At 68.4% G+C, this 15,199-nt stretch carries 15 protein-coding genes; 9 read left to right on the forward strand and 6 right to left on the reverse strand.

Annotation, left to right across the window (positions count from 1 at the left end):
- Window positions 1–335: 335 nt before the first annotated feature.
- From EV648_RS18895 to EV648_RS18910, 4 genes are all read left to right on the forward strand, one after another.
- Entirely contained in the window at window positions 336–851 is a 516-nt protein-coding gene (locus EV648_RS18895; RefSeq protein WP_132294068.1) for a R3H domain-containing nucleic acid-binding protein, read from the forward strand.
- A gap of 16 nt (window positions 852–867) precedes the next feature.
- Window positions 868–1,539, forward strand: a complete 672-nt coding sequence (gene rsmG / locus EV648_RS18900) for a 16S rRNA (guanine(527)-N(7))-methyltransferase RsmG (RefSeq protein ID WP_241995360.1) — start codon at window positions 868–870, stop codon at window positions 1,537–1,539.
- Between the two features lie 851 nt (window positions 1,540–2,390).
- Window positions 2,391–3,326 (forward strand): ParA family protein, encoded by a 936-nt coding sequence (locus EV648_RS18905; RefSeq protein ID WP_241995361.1) that lies wholly within the window; start codon window positions 2,391–2,393, stop codon window positions 3,324–3,326.
- Window positions 3,327–3,690: 364 nt separating this feature from the next.
- Window positions 3,691–4,644: a ParB/RepB/Spo0J family partition protein gene (locus tag EV648_RS18910; protein WP_132292990.1), complete on the forward strand. Its 954-nt coding sequence runs from the start codon at window positions 3,691–3,693 to the stop codon at window positions 4,642–4,644.
- Between the two features lie 1,239 nt (window positions 4,645–5,883).
- On the opposite strand, the gene EV648_RS18915 is transcribed toward EV648_RS18910, so the two are convergent.
- Window positions 5,884–6,108 carry a hypothetical protein gene (locus EV648_RS18915; RefSeq protein WP_199234691.1) on the reverse strand — a complete coding sequence of 75 codons (225 nt, stop codon included), beginning with the start codon at window positions 6,106–6,108 and terminating at the stop codon, window positions 5,884–5,886.
- A gap of 1,807 nt (window positions 6,109–7,915) precedes the next feature.
- Between EV648_RS18915 and EV648_RS44760 the strand changes: the two genes are divergently transcribed.
- Window positions 7,916–8,041, forward strand: a complete 126-nt coding sequence (locus tag EV648_RS44760; protein ID WP_255512852.1) for a hypothetical protein — start codon at window positions 7,916–7,918, stop codon at window positions 8,039–8,041.
- A 720-nt stretch (window positions 8,042–8,761) separates the two neighbouring features.
- On the opposite strand, the gene EV648_RS45240 is transcribed toward EV648_RS44760, so the two are convergent.
- The 5 genes from EV648_RS45240 to EV648_RS18940 all read right to left on the reverse strand — a co-directional run bounded on the left by EV648_RS45240 (window position 8,762) and on the right by EV648_RS18940 (window position 12,896).
- Window positions 8,762–9,154, reverse strand: coding sequence for a class I SAM-dependent methyltransferase (locus EV648_RS45240; RefSeq protein WP_132292993.1), 393 nt, complete (start codon window positions 9,152–9,154; stop codon window positions 8,762–8,764).
- A 157-nt stretch (window positions 9,155–9,311) separates the two neighbouring features.
- Complete coding sequence (locus EV648_RS18925) at window positions 9,312–9,665, reverse strand: DUF3817 domain-containing protein (protein WP_132292996.1); 354 nt, start codon at window positions 9,663–9,665, stop codon at window positions 9,312–9,314.
- Complete coding sequence (locus EV648_RS18930) at window positions 9,662–10,510, reverse strand: SURF1 family protein (RefSeq protein WP_132292999.1); 849 nt, start codon at window positions 10,508–10,510, stop codon at window positions 9,662–9,664. The genes EV648_RS18925 and EV648_RS18930 overlap by 4 nt, the downstream gene beginning before the upstream one ends.
- A gap of 7 nt (window positions 10,511–10,517) precedes the next feature.
- Complete coding sequence (locus EV648_RS18935; RefSeq protein ID WP_132293002.1) at window positions 10,518–11,465, reverse strand: D-alanine--D-alanine ligase; 948 nt, start codon at window positions 11,463–11,465, stop codon at window positions 10,518–10,520.
- 120 nt (window positions 11,466–11,585) lie between these two features.
- On the reverse strand, window positions 11,586–12,896 hold the full coding sequence (locus EV648_RS18940) for a PLP-dependent aminotransferase family protein (protein WP_132293005.1): 1,311 nt from the start codon (window positions 12,894–12,896) through the stop codon (window positions 11,586–11,588).
- Window positions 12,897–13,127: 231 nt separating this feature from the next.
- Between EV648_RS18940 and EV648_RS43305 the strand changes: the two genes are divergently transcribed.
- From EV648_RS43305 to EV648_RS18955, 4 genes are all read left to right on the forward strand, one after another.
- Complete coding sequence (locus EV648_RS43305; RefSeq protein WP_199234692.1) at window positions 13,128–13,304, forward strand: hypothetical protein; 177 nt, start codon at window positions 13,128–13,130, stop codon at window positions 13,302–13,304.
- A 91-nt stretch (window positions 13,305–13,395) separates the two neighbouring features.
- Window positions 13,396–14,052 (forward strand): GNAT family N-acetyltransferase, encoded by a 657-nt coding sequence (locus EV648_RS18945; protein WP_132293008.1) that lies wholly within the window; start codon window positions 13,396–13,398, stop codon window positions 14,050–14,052.
- A gap of 19 nt (window positions 14,053–14,071) precedes the next feature.
- Entirely contained in the window at window positions 14,072–14,449 is a 378-nt protein-coding gene (locus EV648_RS18950; RefSeq protein ID WP_132293011.1) for a DUF2784 domain-containing protein, read from the forward strand.
- Between the two features lie 69 nt (window positions 14,450–14,518).
- A complete protein-coding gene (locus tag EV648_RS18955; protein WP_132293014.1) occupies window positions 14,519–15,196 on the forward strand; it encodes a permease prefix domain 1-containing protein in 678 nt (225 codons plus the stop codon).
- Window positions 15,197–15,199: the final 3 nt, after the last annotated feature.

Below are 15,199 nucleotides of genomic sequence, written 5' to 3' on the forward strand. Positions count from 1 at the left end.
GTTCGCCCGCGTCGGCTGCCTCGGATGACAGCTCGCCCGTGCAGGATGCGCCGAAGCCTTCGAGCAACGGCCAGCAGCAACCCGCCAAGAAGGCTGCTGCTGCCAAGCAGACCTCCTCGGCCGGGAAGCGTCAGCCAGCCGCGAAGTCGCGGGCCGCTCGGCAGGCAGCCCAGAAGAAGGCCGCGCAGAAGAAGCCCGGCGGTGGCTCGTCCGGCCGCTCCTAGGACCGACGGCTGACCGGCAGACGCCGGCATCCCCTGATTTCTCTGCTCTGTACTACGTGGGTCCCCGTGGGGCGGATCTCGAACCGTGAAGGAGTGGCCGTGAGCGACGGCATGCAGAACACCGAGGCGGCGGAGAAGTCCGCTCCGGCGACGAACCAGGCGGCCGACCGCCTCAAGGCACTGGAGGCCGAGAGCGACATCGCGGCCGACTACCTGGAGGAATTGCTGGACATCGCCGACCTGGACGGCGACATCGACATGGACATCGACGGCGACCGTGCCGCGGTGTCGATCGTCGGGGCCGACCTGAGCAACCTGGTCGGCGAGAACGGCAAGGTGCTCGAGGCGCTGCAGGAGCTGACCCGGCTGGCCGTCTACCGGGAGACCGGTGAGCGGTCGCGGCTGATGCTCGACGTGTCGAACTACCGCGCCAACCGGAAGTCCGAGCTCGAAGAGGTCGGCCGGAAGGCAGTCGAAGAGGTGAAAGCGAGCGGCGCGTCGGTGCGGCTGGACCCGATGACCCCGTTCGAGCGCAAGGTCGTGCACGACGTCGTCGCGGCCGCCGGTCTGACCAGCGAGTCCGAGGGCGAGGAGCCGCGTCGCCGGGTCGTCGTCCAGCCCGCGTGATCGCCGTGTTCTGCTCGTGACGGAAGACGTTTCACGTGAAACCCCGCCGCTCGTGGAGGAACTCTTTCCACGAGCGGCGGACCGGCTTGCGGCGTACGCCGACCTGCTGGCCACAGAAGGAACACTGCGGGGCCTGATCGGTCCGCGCGAGGTGCCGCGGCTGTGGGACCGCCACCTGCTGAACTGTGCTGTGCTGGAGCGCTTGATCCCCGAGGAATCCACCGTCGCCGATATCGGCACCGGTGCCGGTCTGCCGGGGATCGTGCTTGCCCTTGTCCGTCCCGATCTCCAGGTCGCGCTCGTCGAGCCGTTGCTCCGGCGCACCACCTTCCTGCAGGAAGCCGTGGAGATGCTGGGTTGCACCAACGCCGAAGTCGTCCGCTCGCGCGCCGAGGATCTACCGGCCGCGTCGTACGACGTGGTCACTTCCCGGGCCGTGGCGCCGCTGGGCAAACTGGCGGCCTGGTGCCTGCCACTGGTCGTCGAAGGCGGCCTGATGCTGGCGATGAAGGGTGCCTCCGTCGAGGAGGAACTGGCTGCCTCCGAACGTGAATTGCAGGCCCTCGGTGCAGAGGAATGGCACGTCCACGAACTCGGCGTGGATGAACTGGCCCAGCCGACGACAGTCGTGAGTATTGTGGCCGGACGTGCTGCGCGGGGATCCCAGCACAGAAGACGCGGGAGGTGATCGGGTTCGTGAGTCGTGCCCTCGGATGGCCTGAGAAGAGCACCGGTGAACCTCGGGTGTCACAAGGAATCGGCTGGCCGGCCGCAGACCAGGCCACCATCCGCCAAGTCCCGCCAACCACGGACGCTCCCACTGAAGATGCGTCCCCTTCAACCTCCTCAGCCTCTACCTCAGAGGCTCCCATTTTTTCTTCCCCGGCAGCCGCATCCTCGTCCACGGCAGCCGCGTCGCCCAGTGGCACGGCTGCCCCGCTGACGGCAACGGCATCGCCGACCTCAGCGGCATCGCCCAGCACCAGCACTGCTGTTGTCGGCGACAGGGCTGCCGGCGCACCCTTTGCGGACGGCTTGGACGATCTGGCCGGCGACGTCGCGCAAGTGGCCGCCTGCACAACCGCACCGGCGGACGTGCCGCCGACCGCCGAGGTCGCGCTAGGGCAGACCGCCGAGGTCGCGCTGGGACAGACCACCGACGTCGCGCCAGAGTCGGCCAGCGGTCTTCGGGCGGAGCAGACCGCCGGCCAGGAGCACCCCTCTCCGTTGCGCGCGGCCGCCTCGATCGGGCTCGATGCCGAGCCACTTTCTGCTTCACCAGAACCTGATTCACGTGGAACCGAGGCCGCGGAAGCTGGGGCACTCGCGGACGTCGTTTCACGTGAAACCGCCACCGCCGAGGGATCGGACGAGGACTACCCCGAATCCCCACCGCCTGTGGATGACTACCCCCTGGAAACGCCTCCTCACGCGGGAATTCATCCACAGAAGCCTGTGGATGAACCTGGGGGCAAACCCGCCCCGACCCCCACGGACATCCTCTTCGGGCCAAGTACCGCACCTATTGGAATGGGCGCTATGACTGCCGCACAGATCGCCGCGCGGGCCACGTCGGACGAGCTTCAGCGACGACTTCTCGAAACTCCGATCGCCGCCGCCACCGAACGGACCCTGCTGGTGAATGAAGGACGCACGATGGGCCGCGAGTTCCCGCTGCCCGCAGAAACCCGGGTCTTCGTCGTCGCCAACCAGAAGGGTGGCGTCGGCAAAACCACGACGACTGTCAACGTCGCCGCCGGCCTCGCGCTGTACGGCGCCCGGATCCTGGTGATCGATCTGGACCCCCAGGGCAACGCGTCGACGGCGCTGGGGATCGACCATCAGGAAGGCACCCCCGGTGTCTACGAGGCAATCATCGAGGGGGAGCCGCTGAGCAAACTGCTGGCTCCCTGCGCCGAGCACCCCGGCATCGTCGTCGTACCGGCCACCATCGACCTGGCCGGCGCCGAGATCGAACTCGTCAGCATCGTGGCGCGGGAGAGCCGCCTGAAGAAGGCGCTCGACGCTCACCTGGCCGAGACCGAGGCCGCAGGCGAGAAGTACGACTACGTCTTCATCGACTGCCCGCCGTCGCTCGGCCTCCTCACCGTCAACGCGCTGACCGCAGCCCGCGAGGTACTGGTTCCGATCCAGAGCGAGTACTACGCACTCGAGGGTCTGTCCCAGCTCCTCCGCCACATCGACATGGTGAAGTCGCACCTGAACCCGACGCTGGACGTCTCCACGATCCTGCTCACCATGTACGACGCCCGTACGAAGCTGGCGGGCGAAGTCGCCGCCGAGGTCCGCGGCCACTTCCAGGACGCCGTACTCCGAACTGCCGTACCCCGCTCGGTCCGCATCTCCGAGGCCCCGAGCCACGGCCAGACCGTCCTGGCGTACGACCCGGCCTCCGCCGGCGCCCTCTCGTACCTGGAAGCGTCCCGCGAAATCGCCATGCGCAACAACGCCTGACGCAGTACCCCCCAGAACGCTCGCCGCCCACGCTTCCACCGGGCCGGCGAGCGTTCTTCTTTTGGAGGTACGGTCCCCGACGCGTACGACGCACGGTGTCGGGCTCTACGAACTTGGACCGGATGTCGTGCCATCGGGGCCGACCGGTTACCGTTGCGAGGTTGTCTTCGCCGGCGATGAGTATCCCGGGAGCTTTTGGAGCACCACCTCGCTGAGGTGGTGCTTCGTGCAAAGGTCCGCACGGAGAACGCGGCGGCGCAGTACAGGGTAGGTCGAATGCAGGCGGCGGGTCGTGAGGTCTGTCGGCTGGGAGCAGTGAACAGTTGTCGTCAGTACTAGGCAGTCGAACCTCGAGGGAGCGGCGATGAACACCCGACTCGGACGCGGACTTGGTGCGCTGATCCCCAGCACACCGGCTGCCGGGACCAGCACCACCCTGGGCAGCAAGTCCAACTCCATCCCGGGCGCACCGCCCGCACCGGCGGCGCCCGAGCTGGCTGCCGTACCGGGCGCCGAGTTCGCCGAGATCGACGTCGACAAGATCACGCCGAACCCGAAGCAGCCCCGCAGCGTCTTCGACGAGGACGCGATGGAGGAGCTCGTCCACTCGGTCAAGGAGATCGGCCTGCTCCAGCCGATCGTCGTCCGCCGGCTCAGCGGCGACAAATACGAGCTGGTGATGGGTGAACGCCGCTGGCGCGCGACCCAGCAGGCCGGCCTCACCACCATCCCAGCCATCGTCCGCGACACGGCCGACGACGTGATGCTGCGCGACGCCCTGCTGGAGAACCTGCACCGCAGCCAGCTGAACCCGCTCGAAGAAGCAGCCGCCTACCAGCAAATGCTCGACGACTTCGGCTGCACCCAGGAAGTCCTCGCCACCCGCATCGGCCGGTCCCGCCCGCAGATCTCGAACACGCTCCGCCTCCTGAAGCTCCCGGCCTCTGTGCAGCGCCGAGTCGCAGCAGGCGTCCTCTCAGCCGGCCACGCCCGCGCGCTCCTGGGCCTCCCCAGCGGCGACGCGATCGAGCGCCTCGCCCAGCGCATCGTCGCCGAAGGCCTCTCGGTCCGCACCGTCGAAGAGATCGTCGCCATGGGCGACATGTCCGCCGACGACCCCACCCCCGCCCGCCGCCGCAACAAGCCGGTAGCCCCGCGCCTCGTCGACCTGGCCGACCGCCTCTCCGACCGCTTCGAAACCCGCGTCAAGGTCGACCTTGGCAAAACCAAGGGCAAGATCACCGTCGAGTTCGCGTCCCTAGACGACCTAGAACGAATCGTCACCCTGATGGACCCCAACAAGCCCCAACAGCCCTAGCCCTCCGCTCCGCTCCGCCCCGCCCCGCCTGACTCCCGCCACCCTCCGGCGAATTCTCAACCGCATAACCCCTCGAACGTCGCAACGGCGCCCGGGCCCCGGCCAACTCTCCAGCCGAACCGGGGCGCCGTTCCACGTGAAACACCACCAGCAGCAGATCGTCCGAGCATCCGTTGCACCACCCGGGACGCCGCCAAGCCGGCAGGGCGCCCGACGTGACTGGCCTGCCCAAGCCCAGACCGGCGCACCTGTCCCGGATCGCGACGCTGGCGAGAAGCAGGCCGCCCGCGAGCATCGACCAACTCCAAGCACCACCGTCTCAAGCCCGACCTCCGCCCGACGCAGCCGCGCTCAAGGCACGTGCAAACACGAGCGACCAGGCCAGGGACCAAGGCGGCACCCGGACAGGCTCGTGCCCACGGCCAGCCTGGCAGTGTCGCCGGAGGGCGTTGCTCGTTTCACGTGAAACGAGCCAGGACGCGCGCCGTCGGGCAGACCAAGACCAGCGCACCCGGGCAGGACTCTCGTTCGGATTGGCGTACGACCACCCAGCATTCCCGGCATTTCCGCTAAGCAGGCGCGACTGCGACAGAGGCTCGTCACCCTCGCAGGCTCCGACCGCGGCGTTCCACGTGAAACATGCTCATAGGGCCACCCAATCGCCACCAGCGCGCTCCCGCCGCTCCACCCCATGGAAGTCCTCTCGACCGAACCCGTGTCCGACCCTGAACAGGTCGACGCCGACGAAATTGTTCGAGAGCAAGGCGCGGCGACTGCCACGCAGTCGACGCCAGGGAGATGGGGGCCGTGCGGCAGGCGCGAGGAAGGCCGTCGGTCTACGCCGCGGACTTGGGCGGGGCTCAAAGTCTCGAGGCAGATCTCGAAGGTCGAGGCCCGGCTACTGGTACTTCGTCAGCCAGCCACCTCCGTGCAGCGCCAGGGTCGAGTTGGAATGTGCGCCCGAACCAACCAACGGCCGGGCCGAGTGCTGGGCGGGTTTCGCATGACACCGCTAGACCATGCCGGGGATGAGGCTCCGAACGCCTGGCTGGCGGCCGGCCGGCCGCGACACCCAGGCGGCTCAGATCAGGGCCCGGCCCATTGCGGTCCGCGGCCCGTTCGTGCAGCACGCCGCCCGAATCCTCGCCGGTCTACGCGTCCCCGTGATCGCCCGAGCGCTCACACCTCCTCACCAAGGACGGCGCGGCAGCGGACGGAGCAGGGAGAAGCAGCGCGCAGCTAAAGTCTGTCGGCGAGGGCGAGGGCGAGGGCGAGGGCGAGGGCGAGGGCGAGGGCGAGGGCGAGGGCGAGGGCGAGGGCGAGGGCGACGGCGAGATGCGACGGCGACGGCGAGATGCGACGGCGACGGCGAGATGCGACGGCGACGGCGAGATGCGACGGCGAGATGCGAGGGATCGGTCGGCGAGGCGAGGCTCCTGTCGGGGCTAGCGAGTTCGCTGTCACCGGTCCGCCAGGGTCACTCAACGCCGGGGACGTACAACGCCGCAGAGGGGATCCTGGGTCTTGGAGGCAAGGCCAAGGCCGCCGGCATCGGATCGCTCGGGGTTCCTTTCGGCGCGAGTCCGCGATGCAGGCATCGGCCAGCCCCTTCCGACGACACACAAAACCCGGCGGGCGCGCGGAGCACATGTGCCACGCTGCACGCGCGTCAGCCAACTGTGGACCCCCCGTCGGAAGAGTCGGACGCCGGAGATCCCGTCCGGCACATCGAACGCCCGAGATCCGGTCGGGCGCGTCGACGCCGGACATCCCATCGTCGGACCACGGACGCCGGATTCCCCGTCGCGCACCCCCAAGACGGGTACCCGCGAGCGGAGCGGGCGCACCAGCGCCTAGGCACCAGACCTCGGCAGTCCGCCCTGACCACGACAACGCGTAGCCCTCCCTACCCGACCCTGACCAGCACAACCCGCTGCCCTTCGTATCCGTGGATCGACGCCGCCTGAATCCCGCGCCTCTGCCCACCCCCTCCGCCTTCACGCTCGTGCCTCCGCGCTCCTGGCCCCATGTTGTCTGCCTGCGCGGGTCCTGCCGCACGCAGGCACCCGCGTCCCTGCACCCACACCTCAGGCCTGAAAGTCCTGGGACACACCCCTGGATCAGTGACGGGCGGAGCGTCGGCTCAGCCGCATCGCCTGGGCGATGGGACTCCCCAGTTTCCGTGGGCACGCCAGTATGAGTTCGGTAGTCGGGCTTGGCTGGCTGAGCTGGATGCGTACCGGCCGCGCGGGCTCGACTCAAGCGGCCCTCGGTTTGGTGGAGTCGCTGGCAGCCCGGCGCTGGATACCGGGCAGAGGTCTGTGGTGGCGGGATCCGCGGCGCCCGAGCCCGTGATGGTGTCCGTGACGTGGTCGCTGTGCGAAGGGTCGTGGCCAAGGCGATGTCGGCTCGCGGCGGCGCGGGTCATCTGTCGGTGCGGCTGCTATTGGGCGCGTGCGGGTTGGCGGACTCGGTCGGCGGCGGCGGACGTCGTGGCCATCGAACTTTGCGGCGAGCCCGTTGCGGCGGACCCGTGGCCGGAGGGCGTGTTCTGCAGTCGCGTCTCCTGTGCTGGGGGAGGTGCGATGTATTGGCGGACAAGTCTGACGTCCGGCTGGCCTGGCGGGCGGCGGCGGAACGGGTCGCGTGTTGGTGGTGGCTCGGTGTTGCGTGATTGGAAGCGTGTGGCGCGCCGCCATTCCTGGGGTTGGCGATTGGCTCTGACAGGTCGCGGTCCGCTTGCTGCCAGCCACCCCGTGCCTTCGACTGGGGGCCCAGTCCTGCCTCCGGCGGCGCGCACGACACCCGACCTATGCTCCCGGCCGCGGTCTCCAGTCCTCGGCCTCGAAGGTTCCTGACCCCGACCTTCGCCGAGGCATCTGACCCACTGACCTCCCGCGCCGGCCCCTGCACCCTGGCCCCCCGGCCCACCGCACCGGCCTCCCGGTCGCGTCTCCTGCACTCGCCTCGCGACCCGCGTTCCCGACCTACGTTCTTCGGCCTCCCCATCCCGGCCACGCGACCCCGGTCATCCGACCCGGCCATCCGACCCCGGTCATCGATCCGGCCATCCGACCCCGGTCATCGATCCGGCCATCCGACCCCGGTCATCCGACCGCGATTCCTGAGATTCCTGACTCCCGATCGACGGTTGGCAGTTCCCGTCCCGGGCCCCTATCCCCGACTCTTGATCTGGGTTCCAGAGCCGACCACTTGAGGGTGCCGGGACTGTAAGTTATTCGGTGTAACTCCTGAGACGTAGGAGACACCTGTGACTGATGTGAACGCTGCAAAGAAGTCGAGTGCCGAGGCGGCTGGCTGGTCCAACCGATGGAAGAAAGCGTTGAACGCCTTCGAGATCACCTTCGACGGGCGACTGTCCGCCGGACGCAAGTAACCCAGAGATCAACAGTTACACCGAAAACTAGACAGACCCAGGGTGCCGGCTGATCGAGGGTGCGTGTCGGCTGGTGGTGGACTGCTGAGGGTGAGGGCGGCGCTGTGGGTGCGGATTGTTCTGTGGGCGGCGTTCTAAGCGATCTTGGCGATGCGTGGTGGTCGCTGTCGGCGCTTCTCCTGGCAGGCCTGAGCGTGCTCGCCGGGGGGTGCATCCTTGGCCGGGCTTCCGGGGAGCGGTGGAGTGGGATTTGTCGACAAAGGGATTTGGAGATGTGTCGGCGGGGGGTTTCACGTGAAACATGGGGGTGGGGCTTGGTGGCTTTGAGGTAGTAGCAGGCGGCGAGGTGGGTGGCGGTGGGGCCTAGGGAGGAATAGGGGGTCGGGGTGGGGGATTCGGTGAAGGTAGTGAGGCGGAGGTTGGCGGTGAGGAGGGCGGTGATTACGTCGCTGGTGGGCCAGGATGAAGGTGGAGAACGGGCGTGGGGGTCGGGTGGTTGCGGGTGCCGGTGGGGAGTTTGGCGTTGTTGGTTTCGGGGGTCTGGCGAGGGGTGGTGCGGGCGAAGTAGTTGCCGGCTACCGAGAGGTGGTTGTCGCCTTCTACGGCTAGGACGTCCCAGAGGGGGTGGTGGCCGGCAAGGAGGGAGGAGCCGCCGGGGCGGAGGCGAGTGGCGACGATCTGGGCGAAGGTCGAGAGGTCCGGTACCCAGCAGATGGCGCCTCAGCTGAGGTAGATGAGGTCGAGGTTGACCAGGTCGGCTGGGAGGTCGAAGATGTCGGCCTGCCGGAAGTCGGCTTCGATGCCGGCGTCGGAGGCCTTGCGTCTGGCCACCTGGATGGCGACGTCGGAGATGTCGATGCCGGTCGCGATCGCACCGAGGTTGGTCCAGGAAAGAACCTGGTCGCCGCATGAGCAGGCCAGTTGCAGGATGCGTTGCCGTGGACATCGCCGGCCAGTTCCTGCTCGTAGTCCTCGAGGACGACGCCTCCGGAGCTGAAGAACTCGGCCGGCTGGCCGGGGCGGGAGGGAGCGATGATGTTCCAGTTGGCGCGGCTGGCCGCGGTTGTGGTGTGGATGGTCGCGTCCATGCGCAGCACGGTAGGTGAGGAGAATCGCCCGAACGACTGCATCTACGCGAGCAGTGGACCTGCATCAAAGCAGCGAAAAGCGCACCCGCATGGTCGCGCTGGCCGACCAGGAACGAGTGGGCGACGCGGCGCAAGACGTCGATGTCGGACCAGGTCCGTTCACCGGCCCCACGGCGGAAGGGTCAGTGCTGGGTGAGCTCGTGGGTGACCTTGCGCTCGGCGTAGAAGCTGAGGAAGGGGATCGTGCCGGCCAGGGCTACGAGGATCATGCGGCCGAGGTTCCAGCGGACCCGGCGGGCCAGGTCGAAGGCGCCGAGCAGGTACACGACGTACAGGAAGCCGTGCAGAGGGCCCACGACGTTCATGGCGGCGGGGTTGTCGCCGAGGTACTTGAGCGGCATCGCCACGAAGAGCAGCACGAGCAGCATCACGCCGACGATGTAGGCGATGATGCGATAGCGGGTGAGGGCGCCCCGGACGGCCGGCGTGATGGTCGGGCTTGCGGCGGACGTGGCGGGGTCTACGGGGGAGGTCACGCTGAAACGGTACCGCTTGGCTCCACGTCGCCCTCAGCCTGGTCGTCCTCGTCCGAGCGGTGCGCGTCGAGGACCATCCGTCCCCACATCCACAGCGTGAAGGCGGCGAAGATCCACCACTGGAAGGCATACGCGACGTTGCGGAGACCCGCGTGGTCGGTCGGCGGGCTCGGCGGCGTCACGCTCGCCGGCGCCTGCCCGGAGCCTGCAGCACTGTCGAGCGAGGTCTGTACGACGAAGGCGTCGTAGATGCGGTAGTCGACCAGGTGCACGATCGTCGGAATCCGCAGGGACTGCAGGACTCGTCCCTTCGCGGCATCACCCGACGCGTCCTGAGCTTCAGAAGCGGCAATTGCACCGGTCAATGAAACAGGCCCGGTAGGCGCCTTGGCCGCCACATCGTCGACAGTCGCCACCCACCCGCGCACGACCATCACCGCGCCAGCCTCGGTGCCAGAAGAGCCGAGCATCACGGGTGACACCACCCAGAACCCGTCGCGGTCGCCGTTCCGCCGATCGGAGATGTACAGCTGATCCGCGGCCGGTCCCCACGTGCCGGCGACAGTCACCTGTCGGCCGACAGCCTTGGAGGGAAGTCCGTCGTTCACCGAGAACAACGACTCCAGTGGCACAGGTGCACCCTCAGCCCGCTTGGCGGTCGCCGCCGCAGTCTTCGACTGGTAGACGTCCAATTGCCACACACCGAGCACAGACATGACCGCAGCGATCGCCGCAGCCAGGAGGAAGAGTCCGGTCCATCTCGGAGTCAGAATCGTCCGCCACAAAGGTCGCGCCGGCGGCTGCGGGTCAGTAGCCACGGGATCGGTGGTCGGCGCGACAGGCATCAGAACCTCAACGAGCGGCGGCAGCGGCCAGCAGATCGCGGCACAGCACACCGAGCTCGATACCAGCAGCCTCAGCCGCGAGCGGCACCAAGGACGTCTCGGTCATCCCTGGCGCGACGTTCACCTCGAGGAACCACGGCACTCCATCGGCGTCGACAACCAGGTCCGACCGCGACAGATCCCGCAGCCCCAACGCCTGGTGCGCCGTGACGGCGGCCTCCGCGCAAGCCTTGGCCACCGACTCCTCGAGCCGAGCCGGTACGACGAACTGGGTGGCTCCGGCGGTGTACCGGGCCTCGTAGTCGTAGAACCCCGAGTCCGGCCGGATCTCCACCGCAGGAAGCGCGCGTGGTCCGTCGCCGGTGTCCACCACGGTGACGGCGACCTCAGTGCCGTCCACGTACCGCTCGATCAGCGCGACCGGGCCGTAGGCGTAGCAGTTGACCATCGCCGAAGGCAGTTCGTCGGCCGAGCGCACGATCGAGGCGCCCAGGGCAGAGCCGCCACGAGCGGGCTTCACCACGAGCGGCAGACCGATCTGGGAGATCACGGACTCCATCAGCGCGGCAGCCCCGAGTTCGCGGAACGTGTCGTGGCCGAGAACGACCGAGGGCGGCGTGTTCAGACCGGCCGAGCCGACCATGGTGGCGGCCACCGGCTTGTCGAAGGCAGTCCGGCAGGCGGCCGCATCGGCGCCGACGTACGGGACGCCGTAAAGGTCGAGGACCTGGCGGAGTGCGCCGTCCTCGCCGGTGACGCCATGCAGGACCGGGAAGACCGCATCGGGTGGATCGTTGCGGAGTCGTTCGACCAGGCTCGCGTCGACGTCGCGCTGCTCGACCTCGACACCCACGCTGCGCAGCGCATCGGCGACTCGGCGGCCGGAGCGCAGCGACACATCACGCTCGTGCGACAGACCGCCGGCCAATACCAGCACTCGACCCAGATCACTCATAGAAACTTCCTGATCACTCGTGGGCGACTCCGGCAGGGCGCCGGTCCCGAGGCCCATTCGAACGGTACCGCTACTGCCCGGCCGACCGAGCCGGAGCCCGGTCCAACTGCTTCCACATCACTAGCTCAGCTCCGGGCCCGGAGCGTCGTAGTTGCGGCCGGCACCCGGCTTCAGCGGTCCGAAGGTCTGACGGAGCTCGAGCTCCTCGTTGATCACCGCGGCCAGCCGGGCGACACCTTCGGTGATCCGCTCCGGGGTCGGGTGACAGTACGACAACCGCATGCACTGGGAGCCGAAACCGTCCGCAAAGAACGCGGTTCCGGGCACATAGGCCACGCGGGCGGTGACAGCGCGGGGGAGCATCGCCTTCGCGTCGAGGCCCCCCGGCAGGGTCAGCCACACGTAGAACCCGCCACCAGGACGGGTCCAGGTCGTTGCCGCAGGCATCTTCTCGGTCAGCGCCGCGAGCATCGCGTCCCGGCGCTCGCGGTACATCTCCTGGAACTGCTTCACCTGGCCGAGCCAGTCGTGGCGGGTCAGGTACGACGAGATCGCCAACTGGCTGAACACCGGCGGACACAGGGTGGCCGACTCCTGTGCCAGCACGAGTTTCTCGCGTACTGCGTGCGGCGCGACCGCCCAGCCGACCCGGAACCCCGGGGCAAACGTCTTCGAGAACGAGCCGAGGTAGATGACCCCTTCGCGATTGTCCGCCCGCAGCGCGCGGTACGGGTCTCCCTCGAAGCCGAGCAGGCCGTACGGGTTGTCCTCGAGCACCAGCAGATCGGCCCGCGCGCAGATCTCGAGCACCTTGCGGCGGCGCTCGGACGACAGCGAGACACCGGCCGGGTTGTGGAAGTTCGGGATCGTGTAGAAGAACTTGATCTTCTTGCCGGCCGCCCGAACCGCGGCGATCGCCTGCTCCAGCGCCTCCGGCTGCACCCCGTCGTCGTCCATCGCGACGTGTACAACCTCACACTGGTAAGCGCGGAAAACGCCCAGCGCACCGACGTACGAGGGGGCTTCGCAGATCACCACGTCGCCCGGATCACAGAACACCCGGGTGACCAGGTCGACCGCCTGCTGGCTACCGACCGTCACCACGACGTCGTCCGGATGGGCGTCGATACCCTCCAGCCGCATCACGTCGCAGATCTGTTCGCGCAACGTCGGATCGCCCTGGCCGGAGCCGTACTGCATCGCGACCGCGCCGTTGTCGACCACCAGATCGCGTACGGCGCTGCCGACCACGTCGAGCGGAAGCCCCGCGATATTGGGCATTCCGCCCGCCAGGGAGACCACCTCAGGCCTGCTGGCGACCGAGAAGAGCGCCCTGATCTCCGATGCGGTCATGCCCTTGGTCCGTGCTGCGTACCGGTCGACATAGTTGTCGAGACGGGTCTGCCGGACGTCGGGCAGGTCAGCACTCACGGAGCGGCTCCAAAGCAAGGTGATGAGGGGCTAGCTTTCACCGGGGAAGGCACCAGGCTACGCCGAAGTAGCCGAGCGTGTTCGCGTGCCCGGACTGCCGATCGGCGCAACCTCTCACTACCATGCCTTATAGGGGCACGTTCGACCATGCTGCTGACTGGCAGTTGAGACGGCCGGTGACGGGCCGGCGCCCCGGCACGACCTGGAGTGCTGCGGAAGGCAGGGGACGCGATGAGCGTGGGCAAGGCGTTCGGGTGGACGCTCGGTGGACTACTCCTCGGCGTGCTCGCCGGGTTCGCGGGCGAGCTGTTCCGACGGCAACCCGCGGCCAAGATCCAGCAGCGGTACGTCGCCCCCGAGGCGGCGGAGACTCCCGGCGCGCGGACTCCGGCGCCAGCCGCCCGGTGAGCCGGGCAATGCTCCGACAGCGGATGGCTCGGCAGCAGCTCACCGGGCTGCGATCAACCTGGCAGCGGATCTACGGGCAACGGATGCACTGATGGCGCGACGGCTGGAACCGCTCACGCTCGCCAATCTCGACGAGCTACCGGTGCCATGCCGTTCTTGCGTCTTCTGGGAGCTCGATCCGGTCGCAGCGGGCCATGCCGGCCGCAACGGCGACACCGGCCTCGAGAAAGAGGCGTGGCTGTCCCAACTGCTGCTCGACTGGGGTACTGCGGGGGTGGTGCTGACCATCGACGACGAGCCGGCGGGATTCGCGATCTACGCGCCGGCGTCCTACCTCCCGAGGATCCAGGCGTTCCCGACCGCGCCGGTCAGCCCGGACGCCGTAGTACTGGCGACGGGGCGGATCCTGCCGCGGTACCTCGGGTTGGGCCTGGGCAAGATCCTCGTGCAAGCCGTCGCGAAGGACGTGTTGAAGCGGGGCTTCCGGGCGGTGGAGGCATTCGGCGACTCACGCTGGAACGGCCCGGGCTGTGTCTGGCCTACCGATTTCTTGCAGGCGGTCGGTTTCGGCGTAGTACGGGACCATCCTCGCAATCCGCGGCTGCGGCTCGACCTTCGCTCGACAGTCACCTGGCGCAGTGAGATGGAGGCGGCTGTGGAGCGTCTGATGGGCGCGATCAGGCCCGAACCGTCCCCGCCCAGGCCGGTCACCGTGCGGGACGCCGTCATCCGCGAGTCCCACCGATAGCCCGGACAAGGAGAACGTGATGGTGTACCGCGTTCTCGCGGATCTGGTGATGGTGATCCATGGCGCCCTGCTCGTGTTCTTCGTCATCGGCGGGTTCCTGGCCTGGCGGTGGCCGCGGCTGATCTGGGCGGTTCTGTTCGTCGCGGTGTGGAACCTGGCCATCGTGATCCTGGACTTCGGCTGCCCGGTGACGGCGTTGGAGAAGTACTTCCGCCGCATGGGGGGCGAGCAGCCGTACCAGGCCGGCTTCATCGAGCACTACCTGGACGGCAGGATCTGGCCGGAGGGCGCCACCCCGACGGCGGAGAAGATCGGCTTCGCCCTCCTAGTGGTGTCGTATGTCGGCTTCTTCGTGATCAGGCATCGCCGCAAGGCGCGCGTGACTGCCGCTCCCTGACGGACAACCAGGGGAGGTTCAGTGGAGACCCCGACGTGGCTGGGCCGGGTGATCCCCATACTTGAAGGCGTGCCCCGCACCAGAGCCGTCGTCGCCGCGCCAACACCGGTCGAGAGCTATCTCGCCGAGCTGAGTCGTGCGCTCAGTGGACCGCGCCGCCGCAAGGCCGACCTGATGGCGGAGGCACACGACCACCTGGTGGACGCCACCGAGGCGTTCGAGGCGGACGGCCTGAGCAGGTCGGAAGCCGAGCGCCGGGCCGTACTGGATTTTGGTGACCTCAGTGAGGTCGTGCCGGGCTACCGGGCGGAGCTCGGGATCGCGCAGGGACGGCGTACGGCGGTGATGCTCTGCCTCGTCATGCTCGCCCAGCCGATCGTCTGGCAGGAGGGTGTGTGGGCGTGGACGCAGCATCCCGAGTCCGCGAACGCCTTCGTCGCCCTGATGAACCAGCTCGTGATGGTGGTCGGCGTGCTCGCGATCGCCGGCGCCGTACTGGCACTCGTCGCGACAGCCCTGGGGCTGCGCTATCCGGCGGTGCGGGACCGGGCGACCCGGATCACGGCGATCTTCGCGCTGATCAGCTGCGTGCTGGTCGGCGGGATCTCGATCTGCCTGGGCGCCTCGAGCAACGAGCTCCACGGCTCCGCCCTCGGCGGCCTGTCGGTGGTCGGCGCCTTCGTACTGCTTCCGCTGAGCCTGGTCACCCGCTCGGCTCACCGCTGCCTCCGCCTGACGCTCGCCTGAGCC

This window comes from Kribbella sp. VKM Ac-2568, assembly GCF_004345365.1.
In the GTDB taxonomy this organism is placed as follows: Bacteria; Actinomycetota; Actinomycetes; order Propionibacteriales; family Kribbellaceae; genus Kribbella; species Kribbella orskensis.

Coding starts and splice junctions, on each gene's coding strand:
- EV648_RS18930 (WP_132292999.1), bottom strand. CDS start 10,510: ATGCCTGTCGCGCCGACCACCGATCCCGTGGCTACTGACCCGCAGCCG.
- EV648_RS18950 (WP_132293011.1), top strand. CDS start 14,072: ATGGTGTACCGCGTTCTCGCGGATCTGGTGATGGTGATCCATGGCGCC.
- EV648_RS18905 (WP_241995361.1), top strand. CDS start 2,391: ATGACTGCCGCACAGATCGCCGCGCGGGCCACGTCGGACGAGCTTCAG.
- EV648_RS18935 (WP_132293002.1), bottom strand. CDS start 11,465: ATGAGTGATCTGGGTCGAGTGCTGGTATTGGCCGGCGGTCTGTCGCAC.
- EV648_RS18945 (WP_132293008.1), top strand. CDS start 13,396: ATGGCGCGACGGCTGGAACCGCTCACGCTCGCCAATCTCGACGAGCTA.
- EV648_RS18910 (WP_132292990.1), top strand. CDS start 3,691: ATGAACACCCGACTCGGACGCGGACTTGGTGCGCTGATCCCCAGCACA.
- EV648_RS43305 (WP_199234692.1), top strand. CDS start 13,128: ATGAGCGTGGGCAAGGCGTTCGGGTGGACGCTCGGTGGACTACTCCTC.
- EV648_RS18895 (WP_132294068.1), top strand. CDS start 336: ATGCAGAACACCGAGGCGGCGGAGAAGTCCGCTCCGGCGACGAACCAG.